Source organism: Microtetraspora malaysiensis, assembly GCF_001528665.1.
GTDB classification, from domain to species: Bacteria; Actinomycetota; Actinomycetes; order Streptosporangiales; family Streptosporangiaceae; genus Microtetraspora_A; species Microtetraspora_A malaysiensis.
Map to the genome: position 1 here is coordinate 1 of NZ_BBYJ01000034.1, position 17,076 is coordinate 17,076.

At 72.7% G+C, this 17,076-nt stretch carries 16 protein-coding genes and 1 pseudogene; 13 read left to right on the forward strand and 4 right to left on the reverse strand.

Going from position 1 to position 17,076, the window contains the following annotated elements:
* On the reverse strand, positions 1 to 678 hold a 678-nt coding region (locus AWQ71_RS42895; RefSeq protein ID WP_218002089.1), incomplete at its 3' end, for a hypothetical protein.
* Here AWQ71_RS42895 and AWQ71_RS34445 point away from each other — a divergent pair.
* Complete coding sequence (locus tag AWQ71_RS34445) at positions 667 to 1,599, forward strand: hypothetical protein (protein ID WP_245658764.1); 933 nt, start codon at positions 667 to 669, stop codon at positions 1,597 to 1,599. The two genes, AWQ71_RS42895 and AWQ71_RS34445, sit on opposite strands and share 12 nt — an antisense overlap.
* A 121-nt stretch (positions 1,600 to 1,720) precedes the next feature.
* Here AWQ71_RS34445 and AWQ71_RS34450 read toward each other — a convergent pair whose 3' ends face one another.
* The gene (locus AWQ71_RS34450) at positions 1,721 to 2,647 is read right to left on the reverse strand and encodes an MBL fold metallo-hydrolase (protein ID WP_067141934.1); all 927 of its coding nucleotides are present in this window, start codon (positions 2,645 to 2,647) and stop codon (positions 1,721 to 1,723) included.
* 91 nt (positions 2,648 to 2,738) lie between these two features.
* Here AWQ71_RS34450 and AWQ71_RS44745 point away from each other — a divergent pair.
* Positions 2,739 to 3,005, forward strand: a pseudogene (locus tag AWQ71_RS44745) (single-stranded DNA-binding protein); the annotation flags it as partial.
* A gap of 284 nt (positions 3,006 to 3,289) precedes the next feature.
* On the opposite strand, the gene AWQ71_RS34455 reads toward AWQ71_RS44745, so the two are convergent.
* Complete coding sequence (locus tag AWQ71_RS34455) at positions 3,290 to 4,516, reverse strand: DUF1015 family protein (RefSeq protein WP_245658765.1); 1,227 nt, start codon at positions 4,514 to 4,516, stop codon at positions 3,290 to 3,292.
* Between the two features lie 87 nt (positions 4,517 to 4,603).
* Between AWQ71_RS34455 and AWQ71_RS34460 the strand changes: the two genes are divergently transcribed.
* Complete coding sequence (locus tag AWQ71_RS34460; protein WP_067141731.1) at positions 4,604 to 5,026, forward strand: tetratricopeptide repeat protein; 423 nt, start codon at positions 4,604 to 4,606, stop codon at positions 5,024 to 5,026.
* A gap of 8 nt (positions 5,027 to 5,034) precedes the next feature.
* Positions 5,035 to 6,039 (forward strand): HAD-IIA family hydrolase, encoded by a 1,005-nt coding sequence (locus AWQ71_RS34465; protein WP_067141734.1) that lies wholly within the window; start codon positions 5,035 to 5,037, stop codon positions 6,037 to 6,039.
* A gap of 96 nt (positions 6,040 to 6,135) precedes the next feature.
* Here the strand turns inward: AWQ71_RS34465 and AWQ71_RS34470 are convergent, their stop codons facing one another.
* Positions 6,136 to 6,483 (reverse strand): SCP2 sterol-binding domain-containing protein, encoded by a 348-nt coding sequence (locus AWQ71_RS34470; protein ID WP_067141738.1) that lies wholly within the window; start codon positions 6,481 to 6,483, stop codon positions 6,136 to 6,138.
* 526 nt (positions 6,484 to 7,009) lie between these two features.
* On the opposite strand from AWQ71_RS34470, the gene AWQ71_RS34475 reads away from it, so the two are divergent.
* From AWQ71_RS34475 to AWQ71_RS34515, 9 genes are all read left to right on the forward strand, one after another.
* Positions 7,010 to 7,213 (forward strand): hypothetical protein, encoded by a 204-nt coding sequence (locus AWQ71_RS34475; protein ID WP_067141741.1) that lies wholly within the window; start codon positions 7,010 to 7,012, stop codon positions 7,211 to 7,213.
* 118 nt (positions 7,214 to 7,331) lie between these two features.
* Positions 7,332 to 8,141, forward strand: coding sequence for a TlyA family RNA methyltransferase (locus AWQ71_RS34480; RefSeq protein ID WP_067141744.1), 810 nt, complete (start codon positions 7,332 to 7,334; stop codon positions 8,139 to 8,141).
* A complete protein-coding gene (locus AWQ71_RS34485; RefSeq protein ID WP_281196437.1) occupies positions 8,138 to 9,058 on the forward strand; it encodes an NAD kinase in 921 nt (306 codons plus the stop codon). The genes AWQ71_RS34480 and AWQ71_RS34485 overlap by 4 nt, the downstream gene beginning before the upstream one ends.
* Positions 9,059 to 9,138: 80 nt before the next feature.
* Positions 9,139 to 10,857, forward strand: a complete 1,719-nt coding sequence (gene recN / locus AWQ71_RS34490; protein WP_067141748.1) for a DNA repair protein RecN — start codon at positions 9,139 to 9,141, stop codon at positions 10,855 to 10,857.
* Positions 10,858 to 10,930: 73 nt separating this feature from the next.
* Positions 10,931 to 12,127: a putative cytokinetic ring protein SteA gene (gene steA, locus AWQ71_RS34495; protein ID WP_067141751.1), complete on the forward strand. Its 1,197-nt coding sequence runs from the start codon at positions 10,931 to 10,933 to the stop codon at positions 12,125 to 12,127.
* Complete coding sequence (locus AWQ71_RS34500) at positions 12,124 to 13,104, forward strand: copper transporter (protein ID WP_067141754.1); 981 nt, start codon at positions 12,124 to 12,126, stop codon at positions 13,102 to 13,104. Before steA ends, AWQ71_RS34500 begins: the two co-directional genes overlap by 4 nt.
* A gap of 91 nt (positions 13,105 to 13,195) precedes the next feature.
* The gene (locus tag AWQ71_RS34505) at positions 13,196 to 14,158 is read left to right on the forward strand and encodes a hypothetical protein (RefSeq protein ID WP_439650386.1); all 963 of its coding nucleotides are present in this window, start codon (positions 13,196 to 13,198) and stop codon (positions 14,156 to 14,158) included.
* A 13-nt stretch (positions 14,159 to 14,171) separates the two neighbouring features.
* A complete protein-coding gene (murJ, locus tag AWQ71_RS34510) occupies positions 14,172 to 15,857 on the forward strand; it encodes a murein biosynthesis integral membrane protein MurJ (protein WP_157570754.1) in 1,686 nt (561 codons plus the stop codon).
* Complete coding sequence (locus AWQ71_RS34515; RefSeq protein ID WP_067141760.1) at positions 15,850 to 16,974, forward strand: glycosyltransferase family 4 protein; 1,125 nt, start codon at positions 15,850 to 15,852, stop codon at positions 16,972 to 16,974. The genes murJ and AWQ71_RS34515 overlap by 8 nt, the downstream gene beginning before the upstream one ends.
* Positions 16,975 to 17,076 lie beyond the last annotated feature (102 nt).

The following is a 17,076-nucleotide window of genomic DNA, read 5'->3' on the forward strand; positions in this document are numbered from 1 at the left end:
GATGATCGTGGTCCGCGGCGTGAGGGCGGCGGCTTCGGCGGCCGTTACGGCTCCCGGGACGACCGTGGTCAGCGGTCCTTCGGTGACCGGCCGCAGCGTTCCTATGGTGATCGGGACAACGATCGTCCGCAGCGTTCCTATGGGGACCGGGACAACGATCGTCCGCAGCGTTCCTATGGGGATCGGGATGCGGCGCGTGGTGACCGGCCGCAGCGTTCGTACGGGGACCGGGACGCGGCGCGTGGTGACCGGCCGCAGCGTTCCTACGGCGACCGGGATTCTGCTCGTGGTTTCCGTGATCGTGATGATCGTGGTCCGCGGCGTGAGGGCGGCGGCTTCGGCGGCCGTTACGGTTCCCGGGACCGCGACGCGGATTCGCGCCCGTCGGGTGGACGTTTCCAGCGGAACGATGAGCGCGGTGGGCGCCCGTTCCGGGAGCGTGACGGCGAGGCCGGTTTCCGCGACCGCCCGCGCGAGGACCGCGGCGGGCCCAGGCCGTTCAGCCGCGATGATTTCTCGGGCGGGAGCCGCACCCGATACGGGCAGGAGGCCGAGCCCACTGAGCGCGAGAAGCTGCCCGAGCTGCCGCCCGACATCACGCCGGACGAGCTGGACGGCGAGGCACGCGCTGAGCTGAGGTCGCTGCCGAACGACCTGGCCAAGCTGGTGGCCAGCCACCTGGTGGCGGCCGCCCGCGCGCTGAGCGAGGAGGAGCCCGAGCGGGCGTACGAGCACGCGAAGGTCGCACGCCGTTTCGCCGGCCGGATCGGCGTGGTGCGCGAGGCGGTCGGGATCGCGGCCTACCACGCGGGTCAGTACGCCGAAGCGCTCGGCGACCTCCGGGCCGCGCGGCGGCTGACGGGTTCGGACGAGTACCTGCCGATCATGGCGGACTGCGAGCGGGGCCTCGGCCGACCGGAACGTGCTCTGGATCTGGTCCGCTCCCGCGAGGCCGAGCGACTGGACCGGGCCGGGAAGATCGAGCTGGCGATCGTCGAGTCCGGCGCGCGCCGTGATCTCGGCCAGCACGACGCCGCGGTGATCACGCTTCAGCGGGTGCCGGAGCTGCGCGATCCGCAGCCGCGGCCGTGGTCGGCCCGGCTCGCGTTCGCGTACGCGGACGCGCTCGCCGACGCCGGTCACCACGCCGCCGCTGCTGACTGGTTCGCCAAGGCGATGGCGTTCGACGAGGACGGCGAGACCGACGCGGCCGAGCGCTATGCCCAGCTGACCGGTGGCGTCATCGAGGACCTCGAAGAGGACTACGACCTCGACGATTCCGGCGACTCCGACGATGCTGCCGTGGCAGAGAAGGTCGCCGAGGAGCTCCCGTCCGGCGAGGATGAGGTCTCCGGTGACGCGGAGGCAGGGGACGAGAGCGAGCCGGCGCTGGAAGCGGCCGCTCCGGAGCCCTCCGCCGCACCGGTCGCCGAGGAGGGCGACGCGGTCTCCGCTGAGGAGAAGGGCGACGCCGTCTCCGATGAGGAGAATGAGGAGGCGGCCAAGGGGGAGGCGGGCGCTCTGGGGCCGGCCTTCATCGAACCGCACTTCGGTGACGTCCTGGATGGCCCGGAGGACCGGGACAAGCCGGCGTCCTGACGGATACATGCTGAAGGGCGGTGCCACCGGATCTGGTGGCACCGCCCTTTTCCGTACGCGTATCGGTCTCGAGCTCGCGTGCCTGTCCCGGACCGTACGGGGTACGGCACGCGCCGGGAGATCAGCCTGACGTGCGGTCCAGCCAGTGAATGATGCCCGCGACGTTGGACGGAGCGCCGCTGAGCAGCTCGAACTGCTCGGCGGTCGCCTCGTCTCCCCGCAGGGCGGCGTACCGCTCGTGCGTCCGCTCGCGGACCATCGCGACCGCGTGATCCAGGTCGAGACCTTCTGATCGGGCCTGGCGGGTGAGGTCCACCCATACGCGGAGTTCCTCCGCCGACCGTTCAAGGGTTTCCGTCACGTTCGACACCGGTCCGTAGTGGCTGAAGAGCAGCCGCTGCGGACCAAGTGCCTCGAACAGGGCGATCGAGTCGAGCGCGACCCCGAGGTCGAAGTCCGGCGGCGGAGTGGCGGGGCGGAGGTCGCCCGTCTCGGGCAGGTAGACACCGGCGGCGTCACCGACGTAGAGGTCGCCGCTGAGCGAGTCGAGCAGACCGACGTGGTGCTTGGCGTGGCCCGGGGAGTAGTGGCTCGACAGCGTCCGCCCGTTACCCAGGTCGATGCTGCCGGTGTCGCCGAGCGCCCGGATCCGGGCCGCGTCGGTGGGCGCCAGGGTGCCGAAGAGCACGTCCAGCTTGTCGCCCCACACCATCTTCGCGCTCGCCATGAGCCGCGACGGGTCGGCGAGGTGCCGGGCGCCCTTCTCGTGTACGACGATTTCGGCCGAGGGATAGAAGCGGGAGATGTCTCCGACACCGCCCGCGTGGTCCAGATGGATGTGCGTCACGACGACGGTGGCCAGGTCGTCGGGGCCGACGCCGAGTGACGTCAGCGCGTCCCTGACGATCGGCGCTGAGGTGGAGGTTCCGGTCTCCACCAGACAGGGCCGGTCGCCCAGGATCAGATAACCGGCGGTGATGCCGGAATATCCCGCCATCCTCGTGTCGATCTCGTAGACGTCCGCGCCCAGCGGTGTCACGTTGTCCACAGTCACCCCAATATCCCCAGAATCTGGTTCGGGCAAAGCTCCTTCAGCCTAGTGAAGGACAGTGGTCTCTCGACGAGAGGGGAGAGATCACATGCATCTGAACTCTGTGTTCCTGCGCGGACGGCTGTCCATGGTGCCCGAGCATCGGGAGCTGCCCAGTGGGGTCGTGCTCACGCGCTGGCGGCTCGCGGTCCGGAGGCCCGATGACCATCCGGGCAGTCAGCGCGCCGACGCCATCGAGTGCGTGACGTTCGAGGACGACGTCCGCGCGATCGTGTCCGGCTGGCGCCTCGACGACATCGTCGAGGTCGAGGGCGCGGTGCGCCGCCGCTGGTGGCATGGTGGCAGTCGCTACGAGATCGAGGTCTGTACGGCGCGCCTGGTCGAACGCCGTTCTGCCCGGAGAGCGCGCGCCGGCAACGATGAGCTCGGCGCGGCTGAGCGCGCCGGGGAGACGTCTGGAGCGGACGACCGCCCTGCGGCCCCGCCGCCCGACACGCTGTCTCCGGTCGGTCCTTCTTCCCCGTCGGCGTCACCGGCGTCCTTCGCGGCAACTGCCGCCCCATCTGCGACACCGGCCGATGCTGGAGACGTACCCGCGGTGGAGACGCGTCCGGAGGTCGAGGCCGTCGCGGAGAAAGGTCACTCCACGGCGAAGAGGCGCATGACGAGTCCGGTTCGGGGCTTGGGGCTGAACGAGGTGGACTTCCGGGGGACGCGCTCACCCTGGGCGGCCACGGCCAGCGCGTCCTCGGTCGCCAGCGGATTGAGCAGGACGGCGGTCCCGGACAACTGGCACGCGAGCCGTACGGCGGCATAGGGGTCGTGATGGACCACCAGCACCTGGCGCTCGTTGTCGGAGATGCCCCAGACCTTGGGCAGGAGAAACTCGGCGAGGATCGATGTGTCCAGCGCCCGCCAGCGGGCGGACCGCTCGGGCGGCATCGCGTGTTCGACCTGCAACGGGTCGGGGTTGGTCAGCAGGTGCGCGTGGCCGTCTCCGGCGAGCACGAACGCCGGCCCCGTCGCCGTGGCGAGCCCGGACAGCGCGTCGTCGAGCGAGACGAACTCCTGCACCTGCCAGGCTCCCTTGGCCCGCGCCGCCGCCTCCGACAGCGCCAGGCCGGGGATCACCCGGTGGATGGCCTTCAGATCGGGTGGGTAGACCGTGGAGTCCACCAGGAGCGCCAGCCCGTAGTCCCATGGGCCGGACTCCTCGTGCTCCTCGCACAGCTTCTGGTACGTGGAGTAGCGGTGGTGTCCGTCCGCGATCAGCGCCTGCCGGTCTCGCAGGTCTTCGCCGATCGCCGCGATCTCCACCGGGTCGGTCACCGGCCAGAGGCGGTGACGGAATCCGTCGTCCGTCTGGACGTCGAGGATCGGGACGCGCAGCGCGGCGACCTCGTCCACCAGCCGCGACGCGGCCCCCCCGCCCTCGTACAGCAGGAAGATCGGTTCGAGGTTCGCCTCCGTCGTCCGCATCAACGCCAGGCGGTCGGCGATCAGGCCCGGCATGACGTCCTCATGCGGCAGCACCGAGGGGGAGCCCACCCCCAGGGCGCCGATCAGGCCGCGTTGGAGGATCCCGGCTCCACTCTGCTCGTACACGTAGAGCGCGGGCAGCGGGTCCACGGTGAGGGCCCCGGACGACAACCACTCGTCCAGTTCGGCTCGCGCGTCCGCGTAGTGGCTCACACCGGGAAGGATCAGGCGCACCACGTTGTTGGGGTGGACGTCGAGCAGATCCTGAGCGTCATCGGGGGAGACGAGGTCGTACGGCGGCGAGGTCACCGCAGCGAGATCGTCCACCGTGAAGCGCACACCGCGGAACGGACGCAGCACCAGGGCCGGCCGTTCAGAAGTCTCCATACCGGGCATGTTGCCATAAATGCCCAGTCTTCCCGAGGCTGCGGTGGCCCGTTGGTCAGGAATTCGCATTGCAGGAGGCCCCACAGAATGATCCAGGGACGACACGGACCATCGGATGACCAGCAGAACGGCCCGGCTGGAGGTGTTTACGAGTGGTTCCAGCGTGGTGTCAAGCTCCTGGAGGAGGGCAGTCCGGCCGCCGCGGCGGCACTCCTGGAACGTGCGGCTCAGGTGGAGCCCGATTCCCGCAGCATTCGTGAGGCGCTGGCACGGGCGCAGTTCAACTCCCGCAGGTACGTCGACGCGATCGGCAGTTTCCGCTGGATCGTGGACGCCAACCCGGCCGAGGACTACGCCTACTACGGGCTGGGCATGGCATTGTGGCGCACTGGTGACATCGAGGGAGCTCAGGAGCCGCTGGCCGTCGCCGTGGCCATGCGTCCCGATCTGCGACACTACGTCTCCGCGCTGACCCAGGTGCGGGCCACCCTGCGGTCGAGGGAGGCGTGAGTCCCGACATGCCGGCAAGCCTGCTCGAGGCGTACGACACTCTCCTGCTCGACCTGGACGGTGTCGTCTACCTCGGCCGCCATGCCGTCCGGAACGCTCCCGAAGCCCTCGCCGAGGCGCGGGAGCGCGGGGGACGGCTCGCCTTCGTCACGAACAACGCCTCCCGGACGCCGGGCGCGATCGCCGAGCATCTCACCGGTCTCGGCATCCCGGCGACCTCCGACGACGTGGTGACGTCCGCCCAGGCGGCCGCCCGGCTGGTGGCCGAGCGGTTCCCGGCCGGATCTCCCGTGCTGGTCGTCGGCGGCATGGGGCTGCGCGGTGCGGTGCGGGCGTACGGGCTGCGTCCCGTGACCACCGCGCTGGACGGTCCCGTCGCTGTCGTCCAGGGCATCTGGGACGGCCTGTCCTACGGCCTGCTCTGCGAGGGGACGCTCGCCGTACGGGCGGGGGCCTGGTTCGTCGCGGCGAACGGGGACACGACGATGCCGACCAATCGGGGCGAACTGCCGGGTAACGGCTCGATGAGCAGGGTGATCGCCACCGCGGCCGGCGTCGAGCCGGTCGTCGCGGGCAAGCCCGAGCCGCCGCTGCATCGAGAGTCGATCATCCGAACGGGGGCGGAGCGGCCACTGATCGTGGGCGATCGGCTCGACACCGATATCGAAGGCGCGACCCGGGCGGGCGTGGACAGCCTGCTCGTCCTGACCGGTGTGACGGGGCCGCTGGACCTGCTCACCGCGCCGCCAGAGCATCGGCCCACGCATGTGGCGGCGGACCTGTCCGGGCTGCACGAGCCCCCGGCCCGCGTACGGCGCGGCTCCGGCGGATGGGAATGCGGAGGGTGGACGGCCCGCTGCGAAAGCGGCCGGCTCGACCTGTCCGGCGGCGGTGAGCCGATCGACGCGCTGCGCGCGGCGTGCGCGGCGGCATGGGATGCGGCCGGCGACGGCAGGGTGGACGAGGACGCGGTGAAGCCGGTCCTCGCGGCCCTCGGGTCGCTGACACGATAACCGCGAACCTCGGCCGGGCGGGCGACGATCGTCACGCCTGGCCGAGGGAGCCTCAGGGAGGGGAGGGAACCGTCGGAGCGGGCATCCGCGGTGACGTCAGAGAAGCTTGCGGAGCCGCAAGAGGTCGCCGAGGCTGGCGTCGATCTTGACCCGGCCGCCGAAGAGCGCGCGGCCCATGTCGAGTTCGCCGTTGACCATGGAGATCAGGTCCGAGCTGGCGATTGTGATCTTGACCTCGCTGGGCCGGCCGTCCTGAGGAGGGGCGTCGGTGAACGGGTCCAGCCCCGACCGGTGGATCCGGCCGTAGAAGGTCATGCCGAGGTCGGAGATATGGCAGGTAAGCCTGCGCTCGACGACGTGCCTGGCACGGTCCTCGTCGCTGATCTCATCGAACTGCTCGACGAGTTTCTCGAGCGCCGCCCGGCATTCCTCGACGGTCGCCATGCGTATGCCTCTCTTCCCACGGCCGATCAGATGCCTCTGTACCTACGGACGGTAGCGTTCTTCATGAGCGCTGCGCGAAATGTGACACGTACCGGAGGATCAGCGACAAGGGGGCCGCATGGTGGTCGAGGCTCTGCCAGGCTATGTGCGACCGGCCGATGCCCTCACCACGGCCGCCCCGTTCTCGCCGTGGGGCCGTGCCGTGCACCGAGCGCGCCGCCCCTGCCGGGGTGGCGCGCCCGCCGCGCTGTACGGACCGTACCCGGCCGACAGGACCGCGCTGTACGCATCGCGTCCCAATCACCGGAACCGTGATTTCCGGGCCCGCGTGGGAGAGCCGCCGGGTGGCACCCGGCGAGGCGCCCACCACGAGGCTGTGCCGGACGGAGTCCGCTACGGTCGGACTGACGAGCGTCAGGCGTGCCCGCCGTCACGGCGCGGAACCGGACGGGCGGCCGCGATGGCGCACGGGGAACCATCCAGCACGACCAGGATCGGCGCAGGCCGGATCCATCGGAGGGGACGAATGACCGAGACCGGCGCAGAGCCGTCGGAGGGGCAGCCGACGCCGCGTGGGGGCGACGAGGCTGTCCAGGGGGCGCTGTCCGCGCTCCGGCGGCTCGGGGACCTGCCCGTCGCCGAGCACGTCGGCGTGTTCGAGGAGGCGCTGACGTGCCTGGAGGGCGCGCTCGCGTCCGTGGACGAGCCCACCGGAGAGCCGCGCAGGTGAACCGCCGATCACAAGAGGCGGCGTCGGCCTCCTGCGTCGCGTCCCGCCCAGCTTCCCGTTGTGGGCCCGCCTGCGGGCGTGGTGTGTCGGAGATGTTTCTTATGGGCTGGTGGGGCCGATGAAGCGGGTGCGTCTGGACAGCGAACTGGTCCGTCGCGGGCTGGCCCGCTCGCGGGAGCAGGCAGCGCAGCTCATCGAGGCGGGCCGGGTGTCGGTGGGCGGCCGTACGGCGGCCAAGTCGGCGACCCAGGTGGACACCGCCGCCGCCATCGTGGTGGCCGAGGACGTCTCGGGACCCGACTACGTCTCGCGTGGCGCGCACAAGCTGCTCGGCGCGCTGGCCGCCTTCGAGGGGCTCAAGGTCGAGGGACGCCGCTGCCTGGACGCCGGCGCCTCCACCGGCGGGTTCACCGACGTGCTGCTGCGGCACGGCGCCGCCCATGTGCTCGCGGTGGACGTCGGGTACGGCCAGCTCGCCTGGTCCCTGCGTACGGACGAGCGCGTCACCGTGATGGAGCGGGTCAACGTCCGCGACCTCACCTCCGACATGGTGGGAGAACCGCCGACCCTGGTCGTGGGCGACCTGTCGTTCATCTCGCTTCGCTTGGTCCTGCCCGCGTTGACCGCCTGCGCCGCCGAGGTGGCCGAGTTCGCGCTGCTGGTCAAGCCGCAGTTCGAGGTGGGGAAGGAGCGCGTCGGAGCGGGCGGCGTGGTCCGCGATCCGGCGCTGCGCGCCGGGTCCGTCCGGGACGTCGCCATGGCCGCGCTGGAGCTGGGCCTGGTCGTGAAGGGCGTCACCGCGAGCCCCCTGCCCGGCCCGTCCGGCAACGTGGAGTACGTCATCTGGCTGGGCAAGGGGCCGGGACACGAGTCGGTGGCCGACCTGGACGCGGCCATCGAGCGGGCAGTGGCGGAAGGGCCGCAGTGACGACAGAGAAGGCCCCCACGCGGACCGTCATGGTCACCGCCCACACGGGCCGGGAGCAAGCCGTCGACAGCGCCAGGCTGGTGATCCACCGGTTGCTCGGCGCCGGGCTGCGCGTACGCGTGTTCGACGTTGAGGCGGAGGAGATCGCCTGCCCCGGCGTCGACGTCGTGTCCGCCACCCCCACCTCGCTCCACGAGTGCGAGCTGATGATGGTGCTCGGGGGCGACGGCACGCTGCTGCGCGCGGCCGAGATGGCCCGCCCGGCCGCGGTCCCGCTGCTCGGGGTCAACCTCGGGCACGTCGGGTTCCTCGCCGAGGCCGAGGTCGCTGACCTCGGCGCCGCCGTGGACCGCGTGGTTGACGGCCGCTACGAGGTCGAGGAGCGGATGACGGTCGAGGTCGCCATCCGGCTGAACGGCTCCACGCTCGCGGACACGTGGGCGCTGAACGAGGCCACGGTCGAGAAGGTCGACCGGATGCTCGAACTCGTCGCCGAGATCGACGGCCGTCCGCTGTCGCGCTGGGGGTGCGACGGGGTGATCTGCGCGACGCCGACCGGCTCCACGGCGTACGCGTTCTCCGCCGGGGGGCCGGTCGTGTGGCCGGAGGTGGAGGCGCTGCTGATGGTGCCGATCAGCGCGCACGCCCTGTTCGCGCGGCCGATGGTGGTCTCACCGCGTTCCACGCTCGCCATGGAGATCGTGCCCGAGACCAGCGCGGGGGTGCTGTGGTGCGACGGTAGGCGCCGCTTCGACGTCCCGCCCGGAGCCCGGGTGGAGGTGCGCCGGGGAACCGTCCCCGTACGGCTGGCCCGGCTGCTGGGCGTGGAGACGACCGGAGCGCCGTTCACCGACCGCCTGGTCGCCAAGTTCGGCCTGCCGGTGGAGGGCTGGCGCGGGCGCGTCCGCTCCCCCTGACACCCTCCTTCCTCGAAAATCTTGGCGATTTGTGCGTAGGATCTCTGGGCGAGATCTGTCGGCGAAACGGGAGGGGACCAGTGCGGCCACGGGTCGAGGAGGTCCGGATCCAGGGGCTCGGCGTGATCGACGAGGCCGTACTGGAGCTGTCACCGGGGTTCACTGTGGTGACCGGTGAGACGGGCGCGGGCAAGACGATGGTCGTCACCGGGCTCGGCCTGCTGTTCGGCGGCCGGGCCGACCCGGCGCGGGTCCGTCCCGGGGCGGACCGGGCGACGGTCGAGGGCACCCTGATCGTCGCCACCGACGGCAAGGTGGCCCAGCAGGTGCACGACCTCGGAGGCGAGGTCGAGGACGGCGAGCTGATCATCTCAAGGACGGTCTCCGCCGAGGGGCGATCCCGCGCCTGGCTGGGCGGGCGCACCGTCCCGGTCGGGACGCTCACCTACATCGCCGACGACCTCGTGGCCGTGCACGGCCAGATGGACCAGCAGCGCCTGCTCCAGCCGGGCCGCCAGCGCGCCGCGCTGGACCGGTACGCCGGGGACGACCTGGTCAAGCCGCTGCGCGCGTACGAGCAGGCGTACCGGCGGCACCGGCAGGTCGTCGAGGAGCTGCGGGAGCTGACCACCCGGGCCAGGGAGCGCGCGCAGGAGGCCGACGTGCTGCGCTTCGGCCTGGACGAGATCGAGAAGGCCGACCCCAAGGTGGGTGAGGACGCCGAGCTCAGGGAGGAGGCCGAGCGGCTGGCGCACGCCGACGCGCTGCGCACGGCCGCCACTACGGCGCACTCCGCGCTACTCGGCGACCCCATGGCCGGCCCGCAGATCGCGCAGGACGCGGTGTCCCTGGTCGGGCAGGCCCGGGCGGCGGTGGAGGCGGTGCGCTCCTTCGACCCGGAGCTCGCCGGGCTCGCCGACCGGCTGGCCGAGGCCGGATACCTCATCTCGGACGTGGCGACCGAGCTGGCCGCCTACGCCGAGTCCGTCGAGGCCGACCCGGTCCGCCTCGCGGCCGTGCAGGAGCGCAGGTCGCTGGTGACGGGGCTGACCCGCAAGTACGGCGAGGACGCCGCCGCGGTGCTCGACTGGGCGCGGAACGCGGCGACCCGGCTGGGTCAGCTGGACGGCGACGACGGACGGATCGAGGAGCTCACCCGCGAGCAGGATGAGCTCGTCGCGCGTATGGAGGAGCTCGCCGCCGACCTGACCGCGATCCGGGAGGCCGCGGCCGAGCGGTTCGGGGCCGCCGTCACCGCCGAGCTGGCGGCGCTCGCCATGCCGCACGCCCGGGTGAGCGTCGCCGTGACACGCGGCGACGGCTTCGGGCCGCACGGCGTCGACGAGGTGGAGCTGCGGCTGGCCGCGCATCCGGCGGCGCCGCCCCTGCCGCTGGGCAAGGGCGCCTCCGGAGGCGAGTTGAGCCGGGTCATGCTGGCCATCGAGGTCGTCTTCGCCGGAGCGGATCCCGTGCCGACGTTCGTCTTCGACGAGGTCGACGCCGGCGTCGGCGGCAAGGCCGCGGTGGAGATCGGCAGGCGGCTGGCCCGGCTGGCCAGGAACGCCCAGGTCATCGTCGTCACCCACCTGCCCCAGGTGGCCGCGTTCGCCGACCAGCACCTGGTCGTGGAGAAGGCGAGCGACGGCAGCGTGGTGCGCAGCGGTGTCGTCGCGCTGACCCAGGAGGGCAGGGCCCGCGAGCTCTCCCGGATGCTCGCGGGACTGGAAGACTCCGAGCTGGGTAGAGCGCACGCCGAGGAACTCCTCTCGATCGCTTTGGCGGACAAGAACACACCCTGACACAGTGTGACAAAGCTGACACGCTCTGAGCTGCGGGACCATCTTGGTCGCCCACTCTGGCAGGATGGTCACGATGAAGGTCCCGAGCTTGAACGTTCCGGGCCTCCGCCGCAGGAAGGCAGACGACCTTCCCGGGGTGACGGCAGTGGCGAGAATCGACAGGCGGACCAAGAGGCTGACCAAGCGCCTCAAGGCCGGGGAAATCGCGATTATCGATCACGTTGACGTCGACCGAGTGAGCGCGGAGGCCCTTGTCGCGTGTGGCGCGGCCGCGGTGGTCAATGTCGCGGCGGGTATCAGCGGGCGCTACCCCAACCTCGGGCCGCAGATCCTCGTCGAGGCCGGTGTCGCGGTCGTCGACAACGCCACCCCCGAGCTGTTCGAGCGGATCAAGGACGGCGACGTCGTCCGCGTCCATGAGGGACAGATCCACCTCTGTGACGAGCTCGTGGGCAAGGGCGATGTGCAGACCGTCGAGTCGGTCGAGGCCGCCATGACGGAGGCCAGGGCCGGGCTGTCGGTCCAGATCGAGGCGTTCGCCGCCAACACCATGGAGTACGTGCGGCGCGAGCGCGATCTGCTCATCGACGGCATCGGCGTGCCCGAGGTCCGCACCGTCATGGAGGGCCGGCACGTCCTCATCGTCGTCAGGGGCTACCACTACAAGGAAGACATCGCGACGCTGCGGCCGTACATCCGGGAGTACCGTCCGGTGCTCATCGGCGTGGACGGCGGGGCCGACGCCCTCGTGGAGGCCGGCTACCTGCCCGACATGATCGTCGGCGACTTCGACTCGGTGTCGGAGAAGGCGCTGTGCTGCGGCGCTGAACTGGTGGTCCACGCCTACCGGGACGGCCGCGCCCCAGGTCTTGAGCGCGTGCACCAGCTCGGGCAGCAGGCCGTCGTGTTCCCGGCCACCGGCACCAGCGAGGACATCGCCATGCTGCTCGCCGACGACAAGGGGGCGTCGCTGATCGTCGCCGTCGGCACGCACTGGACGCTCGTCGAGTTCCTCGACAAGGGGCGGTCCGGCATGGCCAGCACCTTCCTCACCCGGCTCCGGGTGGGCAGCAAGCTCGTCGACGCCAAGGGCGTCAGCAGGCTGTATCGCAGCCGTATCTCCACGCCGTCATTGCTGCTCCTCGTCGCCACCACGCTGATCACGATCGGTGTGGTGCTCTCGGTCTCGCCCGTCGGCCGCATCTGGCTGAACGGGCTGATCGAGGCGTGGAACGGCTTCACCTTCTGGCTGGTCGGACTCTTCTCGTGATCGATTTCCGTTATCATCTCGTCTCCATCGTGGCGATCTTCCTCGCGCTCACGGTCGGCATCGTGCTCGGCAGCACCGTCCTGGAGACGCCGTTCTACCGGACGGCGGAGGAGATCACCGGCCAACTGCGCCAGGCGAACACGGAGAACCGGGAGACGATCACCGCGTTGCAGGCGCGGGAGAAGGGCGCCGCCGCCTTCGTCACCGCGCACACGGCCGATCTGGTCCGCGGCCAGCTCCCCGGCGAGCGGGTCGTGCTCGTCGAGGCCCCCGGGGCCCCGGCCGGCCTGCGCGACGACCTCGTTAAGGTCCTCGGCGACTCCGGCGCCGTCTACACCGGACGGGTCAGCCTGACCGAGAAGTTCCTCGAGGCCGACCAGACCAATGTCGTCGACCAGCTCGCCGGCACCGTCGCCCCCGCCGGCACGCGGTTCCCCGACGAGGCCACGCCGTACGAGAAGGCGGCGGTGGTGCTGGCCGGCGCCCTCGTCACCGGCGACCGGGGCCAGGCGGGGCGGGACGACCCGGCCGCCGTGAGCGTGCTCGAGGCGTTCCAGACCGGCGGATTCCTGGCTACGGCGGGCTCCCCGGCGCAGCGGGCGAACGTCGCCATCGTGGTGGCGCCGACCCAGCCGTACGAGGGGGAGACCGCCGAAGGCCAGACCGCGGCGGTCGTGGCCCTCACGGCCGGGCTCGACTCCGCCGGCCTCGGCGCCGTCCTGGTCGGCACCACCACCGCCTCCGGCACGGGCGGCACGATCGCCGCCCTGCACGACGCGGGCGAGGCGGCGTCGAACGTCTCGACGGTGGACACCATCGATATGCCCGCGGGCCGCATCACCGTCGTCTACGCTCTGCGGGAGCAGCTCGCCGGCCGCTCCGGCGCGTACGGCGTCGGCAGTGAGACCACCGCGTTCTCGCCGCCGGTGTCGCCCGGCGTCGGCCCCACCCCCAAGCCGGTGGCCTCCGGCGGCTGACCCAACGCGTCCCGAGCACGATCGAGGAAGATCCGAGGAAGAGGAGCCTGCTGTGGCCAGTCGTCCCTGGACCGGTCTGGTGGTGAGCGCTCTGCGGCGCACGCCAGCGGGAGCGCGTCCCGGATCGGCGATCGGCGCCCTCGCCGCCGCCGTCGCGGGCGCGGCCGCAGGAGCGGTCGCCGCCCGCGTCGCCTACGCGGCGTTCCGTCGCCGCCCCCCGATCGGCGACGAGAAGACGTGGACGAGGACCAACCACAGAGGCGAGCCGATCACCCTGCTGGAGGGCCCGGCCCTGGTCGCCGGAGCCGGCGCGGCGGCGGCGCTCGCGCCGGGCCTGCCCGCGCGGCTCCGCGCCGCCGCGCTGCTCGCGGGTCTCGGCGGCGGCGCCCTCGGCGCGTACGACGACGTGCTCGGCACGACCGCTTCCAAGGGCTTCAAGGGGCACCTGACGGCGCTCGCGCGCGGCGAGGTGACGAGCGGAGCCGTCAAGATCATCGGGATCGGCGCGACCGGCCTCGCCGCGGCGGCGCTCGCCCGCGACCCGGCCGCCCGTCCCACGGGCGCGGCGGCGGGCGCGATGGACACGCTGCTCGACGGCGCCGTCATCGCCGGGAGCGCCAATCTGGCGAACCTCTTCGACCTCAGGCCGGGGCGGGCCATCAAGGTCGCGTTCCTGGCCGGGACGCCGCTGCTCGCGGTCTCCCTGGCGACGCGCCCGACCGGCGTCCCCGCACGGAACACGACGGCGGCCGTGCTGACCGCGATCCCGCTGGGTGCCGCCGCCGCGCTGCTGCCGGAGGACCTGGGGGAGCGGGCCATGCTGGGCGACGCCGGGGCGAACGCGCTCGGCGCGCTGCTCGGGCTCGCCGCCACGGTGCGGCTGGGCCGTACCGGCCGGCTGGCCGTGCTCGGCACGGTCGCCGCGCTCACCGCCGCGTCGGAGAAGGTGAGCTTCACCAAGGTGATCGCCGCCAACCCCGTGCTCAACCGCATCGACATGCTGGGCCGGCGTCCCGTGCCGCCACCGCCCGCGGTCGTCTCCCCGACCCCGTGAGATGCGGCTCCGCATGACCCGCCGTCTGGGCGCGGGCGTCGCCGGCGCGGCGGTGCTCATCGGGGCGATCAGCATCCTCGCCCGCGCCACCGGCTTCGCCAAGCAACTGGTCTTCGCCCGCGCCGTCGGCACGAACTGCCTGTCCACCGCGTACGTCACCGCGAACAACGTGCCGAACATCGTGTTCGAGATCGTCGTCGGCGGGGCGCTCGCCGGGATGGTCGTGCCGGTCCTGGCCGGGGCCGCCGGACGCGGAAACCCCACCCCGGGGGCGGGCGCCGACGAGGGGGCGCGTGAGGAGGTCGGCTGGATCTCCTCGGCGCTGCTGACCTGGGCGGTCGTGCTCCTGGTGCCGTTCGCCCTGCTCACCGCGCTGCTGGCCGGGCCGCTCGTCGGCCTGGTCGCCTCGACGGTCCCCGGGTGCGACGCGGGCCAGGTGGCCGAGATGGCGACCCGGATGCTGGTCGTCTTCGCCCCGCAGATCCCCCTGTACGGCGTGGCCGTCGTGCTTTACGGCGTGCTCCAGGCCCACCGCCGCTTCTCCGCCCCCGCCGTCGCCCCGCTGGTCTCCAGCGTGGTCGTGATCGTCGCGTACCTGCTGTTCGTGCCGCTCGGAGGGGTCGGCGCCGACCTGGCCGAGCTGCCGCGCCCGGCCGAGCTCGCGCTCTCCGTCGGCACCTCGCTGGGGGTGCTCGCCCTGGTCGTCACGGTGATCGGGCCGGTCTCCCGGCTCGGCCTGCGCCTGCGGCCGACGCTGCGCTTCCCTCCCGGTGTCGCCGCGCGGGTGCGCGGGCTCGCCCTGGCCGGGCTCGGCGCGCTGGTGGCGCAGCAGGCGGCGACGGCGATCCTGATCCCCGTGGCCAACCGGATCGGGGGCGGCGTGCTCACCGCGTACGGCTACGCGTGGGCGATCTACCAGGTGCCGTACGCCGTGCTCGCGGTGCCCATCGCGACGAGCGCGTTCCCGGTGCTCTCGTCCCGGGCGGCCGGCGGCGACCGGGAGGGCTTCGCCGCGCTGTCGGCCCGTACGACGCGGGCCGTGGTGCTGGTCTCCGGGCTCGCCGCGGGAGCGCTCGCCGCTGTCGCCGCTCCCGCCGCGGAGGTCTTCCTGGCGCAGGCGGACTCCCGCGTCGACATCGCCGAGTTCGCCCGCGCGGTCGCGCTGTTCGCGCCGGGACTGGTCGGCTACGGCCTGACCGCCCACCTCAGCCGGGTGCTGTACGCGGACGGCCGGGGCAGGCAGGCCGCGCGCGGCCTCGTCGCCGGATGGCTGGTCGTCATCGCCGCCCAGATCGCCTTCGCGGCCGTCCTGCCCGCCGGATGGAAGCTCGCCGGGCTGGCGCTCGGCCAGGCGGTCGGCATGACGGCGGGGGGAGCGCTCCTGCTCGTCTCGGTGTTGCGGGCCCGCGGTGGGGAGGCGCTGCGCGGCGTACCCAAGGCCGCGGTCGCCGCGCTGGCCGGCGGAGTCGCGGGCTGGCTGGCCGGCGCGGGAGTCGTACGGCTCGTGCACGGGAGTGGGCCGTGGGCCGGCGCGGGAGCGGCGATCCTGGCCGGGGCCGCCGCCGTCGCCGCGGGGGTCCTGGTGGCGGCGCTGCTCGATCGCGAGGACCTGCGGGCGGTCAGGCCGCGCCGGAAAGCGGCGGCCGGAACAGAGGAGGCCGGGACAGAAGCGGCCGGAACGAGGGGGGACGGTGTCTGATCACGACGTGCGCCGCATCGCGCTCGTGCTGGGGACCAGCGCGGGAGGCGTGGGCCGGCATGTGAGGATGCTCGCCGAGCGGCTCGCCGGGGACGGCCGCCAGGTGGTGGTCGCGGGGCCGCGCGCGACCGAGGACGCCTTCGACTTCACCGGAGCCGGCGCGCGGTTCGCGGAGGTGCCGATCGCGGACCGGCCGCGTCCTCTGGCCGATGCCGGGGCCGTCCGGCGGCTGCGCGGCGCTCTCAGGGGCGCGGACGTGGTGCACGCGCACGGGCTGCGGGCGGGCGCCTTCGCCGCGCTCGCGCTGATGGGGTCCGGGCGCGGGCCGCGCCTCGTGGTCACCCTGCACAACGCCGTCACCGCGGGCGGGGCGATCGGCGCCATCTACGGCGTTCTCGAGCGGATCGTGGCGCGCCGGGCCGACGCGGTGCTGGTCGTGTCCCCGGATCTCGGCGAGCGGATGCGGGCCAGGGGAGCGCGGCGCGTCGCCGCCGCCGTGGTGCCCGCGCCGCCCCTCACGCCGCCCGCCCGTACGCCCGAGGATGTGCGGCGCGAGCTGGCCGAGCGGGCCGCGGGTTCTTCGGGCTTCTCGGCGGACCGGCCCGTCGTGCTCACGACCGCCAGGCTGGCCCAGCAGAAGGGTCTGGAGACGCTGCTGGATGCGGCCGCCGGGCCGTTCGAGGCGCGGCCGTTCTTCGTGGTCGCCGGGGACGGCCCGCTGCGGGAGGAGATGCGGGAGCGGATCGACGCCGAGCGGCTGCCCGTCCTGCTGTATGGCTGGGCCGACCCGGCGGACCTGCTCCAGGTCGCGGACGTGATGCTGGTGCCGAGCCGCTGGGAGGGTCAGCCGCTGACCGTCCAGGAGGCGCTGCGGGCCGGGACGCCGATCGTCGCCACCCGGGTCGGCGGCATCCCCGACCTCGTCGGAGACGCCGCGGTTCTGGTCCCCGAGGGGGACGCGGCGGCGATGCGCGCGGAGGTCGACCGGCTGCTCGGAGACCCGCGGCTGCTCGCGGCCCTCGCGGAGCGGTCCGCCCGGCGGGGCCGGGAGTTGCCGGACGAGGCGGACGCGCTGGCCTCGGCCCTGCGGGCCTACTCCGCCGGGGGGCCGCTCTGACGGCCCGCGGCCGGGCAAGGCACCGTCAGGTCGTCGCTGACCTGGTGATGCGGTCTTCTTGAACGTTGGATTAGGAGCGTCCCCACCTGATCCCTATACTGG

Coding starts and splice junctions, on each gene's coding strand:
- AWQ71_RS34460 (WP_067141731.1), top strand. CDS start 4,604: ATGATCCAGGGACGACACGGACCATCGGATGACCAGCAGAACGGCCCG.
- murJ (WP_157570754.1), top strand. CDS start 14,172: ATGACCCGCCGTCTGGGCGCGGGCGTCGCCGGCGCGGCGGTGCTCATC.
- AWQ71_RS34480 (WP_067141744.1), top strand. CDS start 7,332: ATGAAGCGGGTGCGTCTGGACAGCGAACTGGTCCGTCGCGGGCTGGCC.
- steA (WP_067141751.1), top strand. CDS start 10,931: ATGAAGGTCCCGAGCTTGAACGTTCCGGGCCTCCGCCGCAGGAAGGCA.
- AWQ71_RS34470 (WP_067141738.1), bottom strand. CDS start 6,483: ATGGCGACCGTCGAGGAATGCCGGGCGGCGCTCGAGAAACTCGTCGAG.
- AWQ71_RS34475 (WP_067141741.1), top strand. CDS start 7,010: ATGACCGAGACCGGCGCAGAGCCGTCGGAGGGGCAGCCGACGCCGCGT.
- AWQ71_RS34465 (WP_067141734.1), top strand. CDS start 5,035: ATGCCGGCAAGCCTGCTCGAGGCGTACGACACTCTCCTGCTCGACCTG.
- AWQ71_RS34455 (WP_245658765.1), bottom strand. CDS start 4,516: ATGGAGACTTCTGAACGGCCGGCCCTGGTGCTGCGTCCGTTCCGCGGT.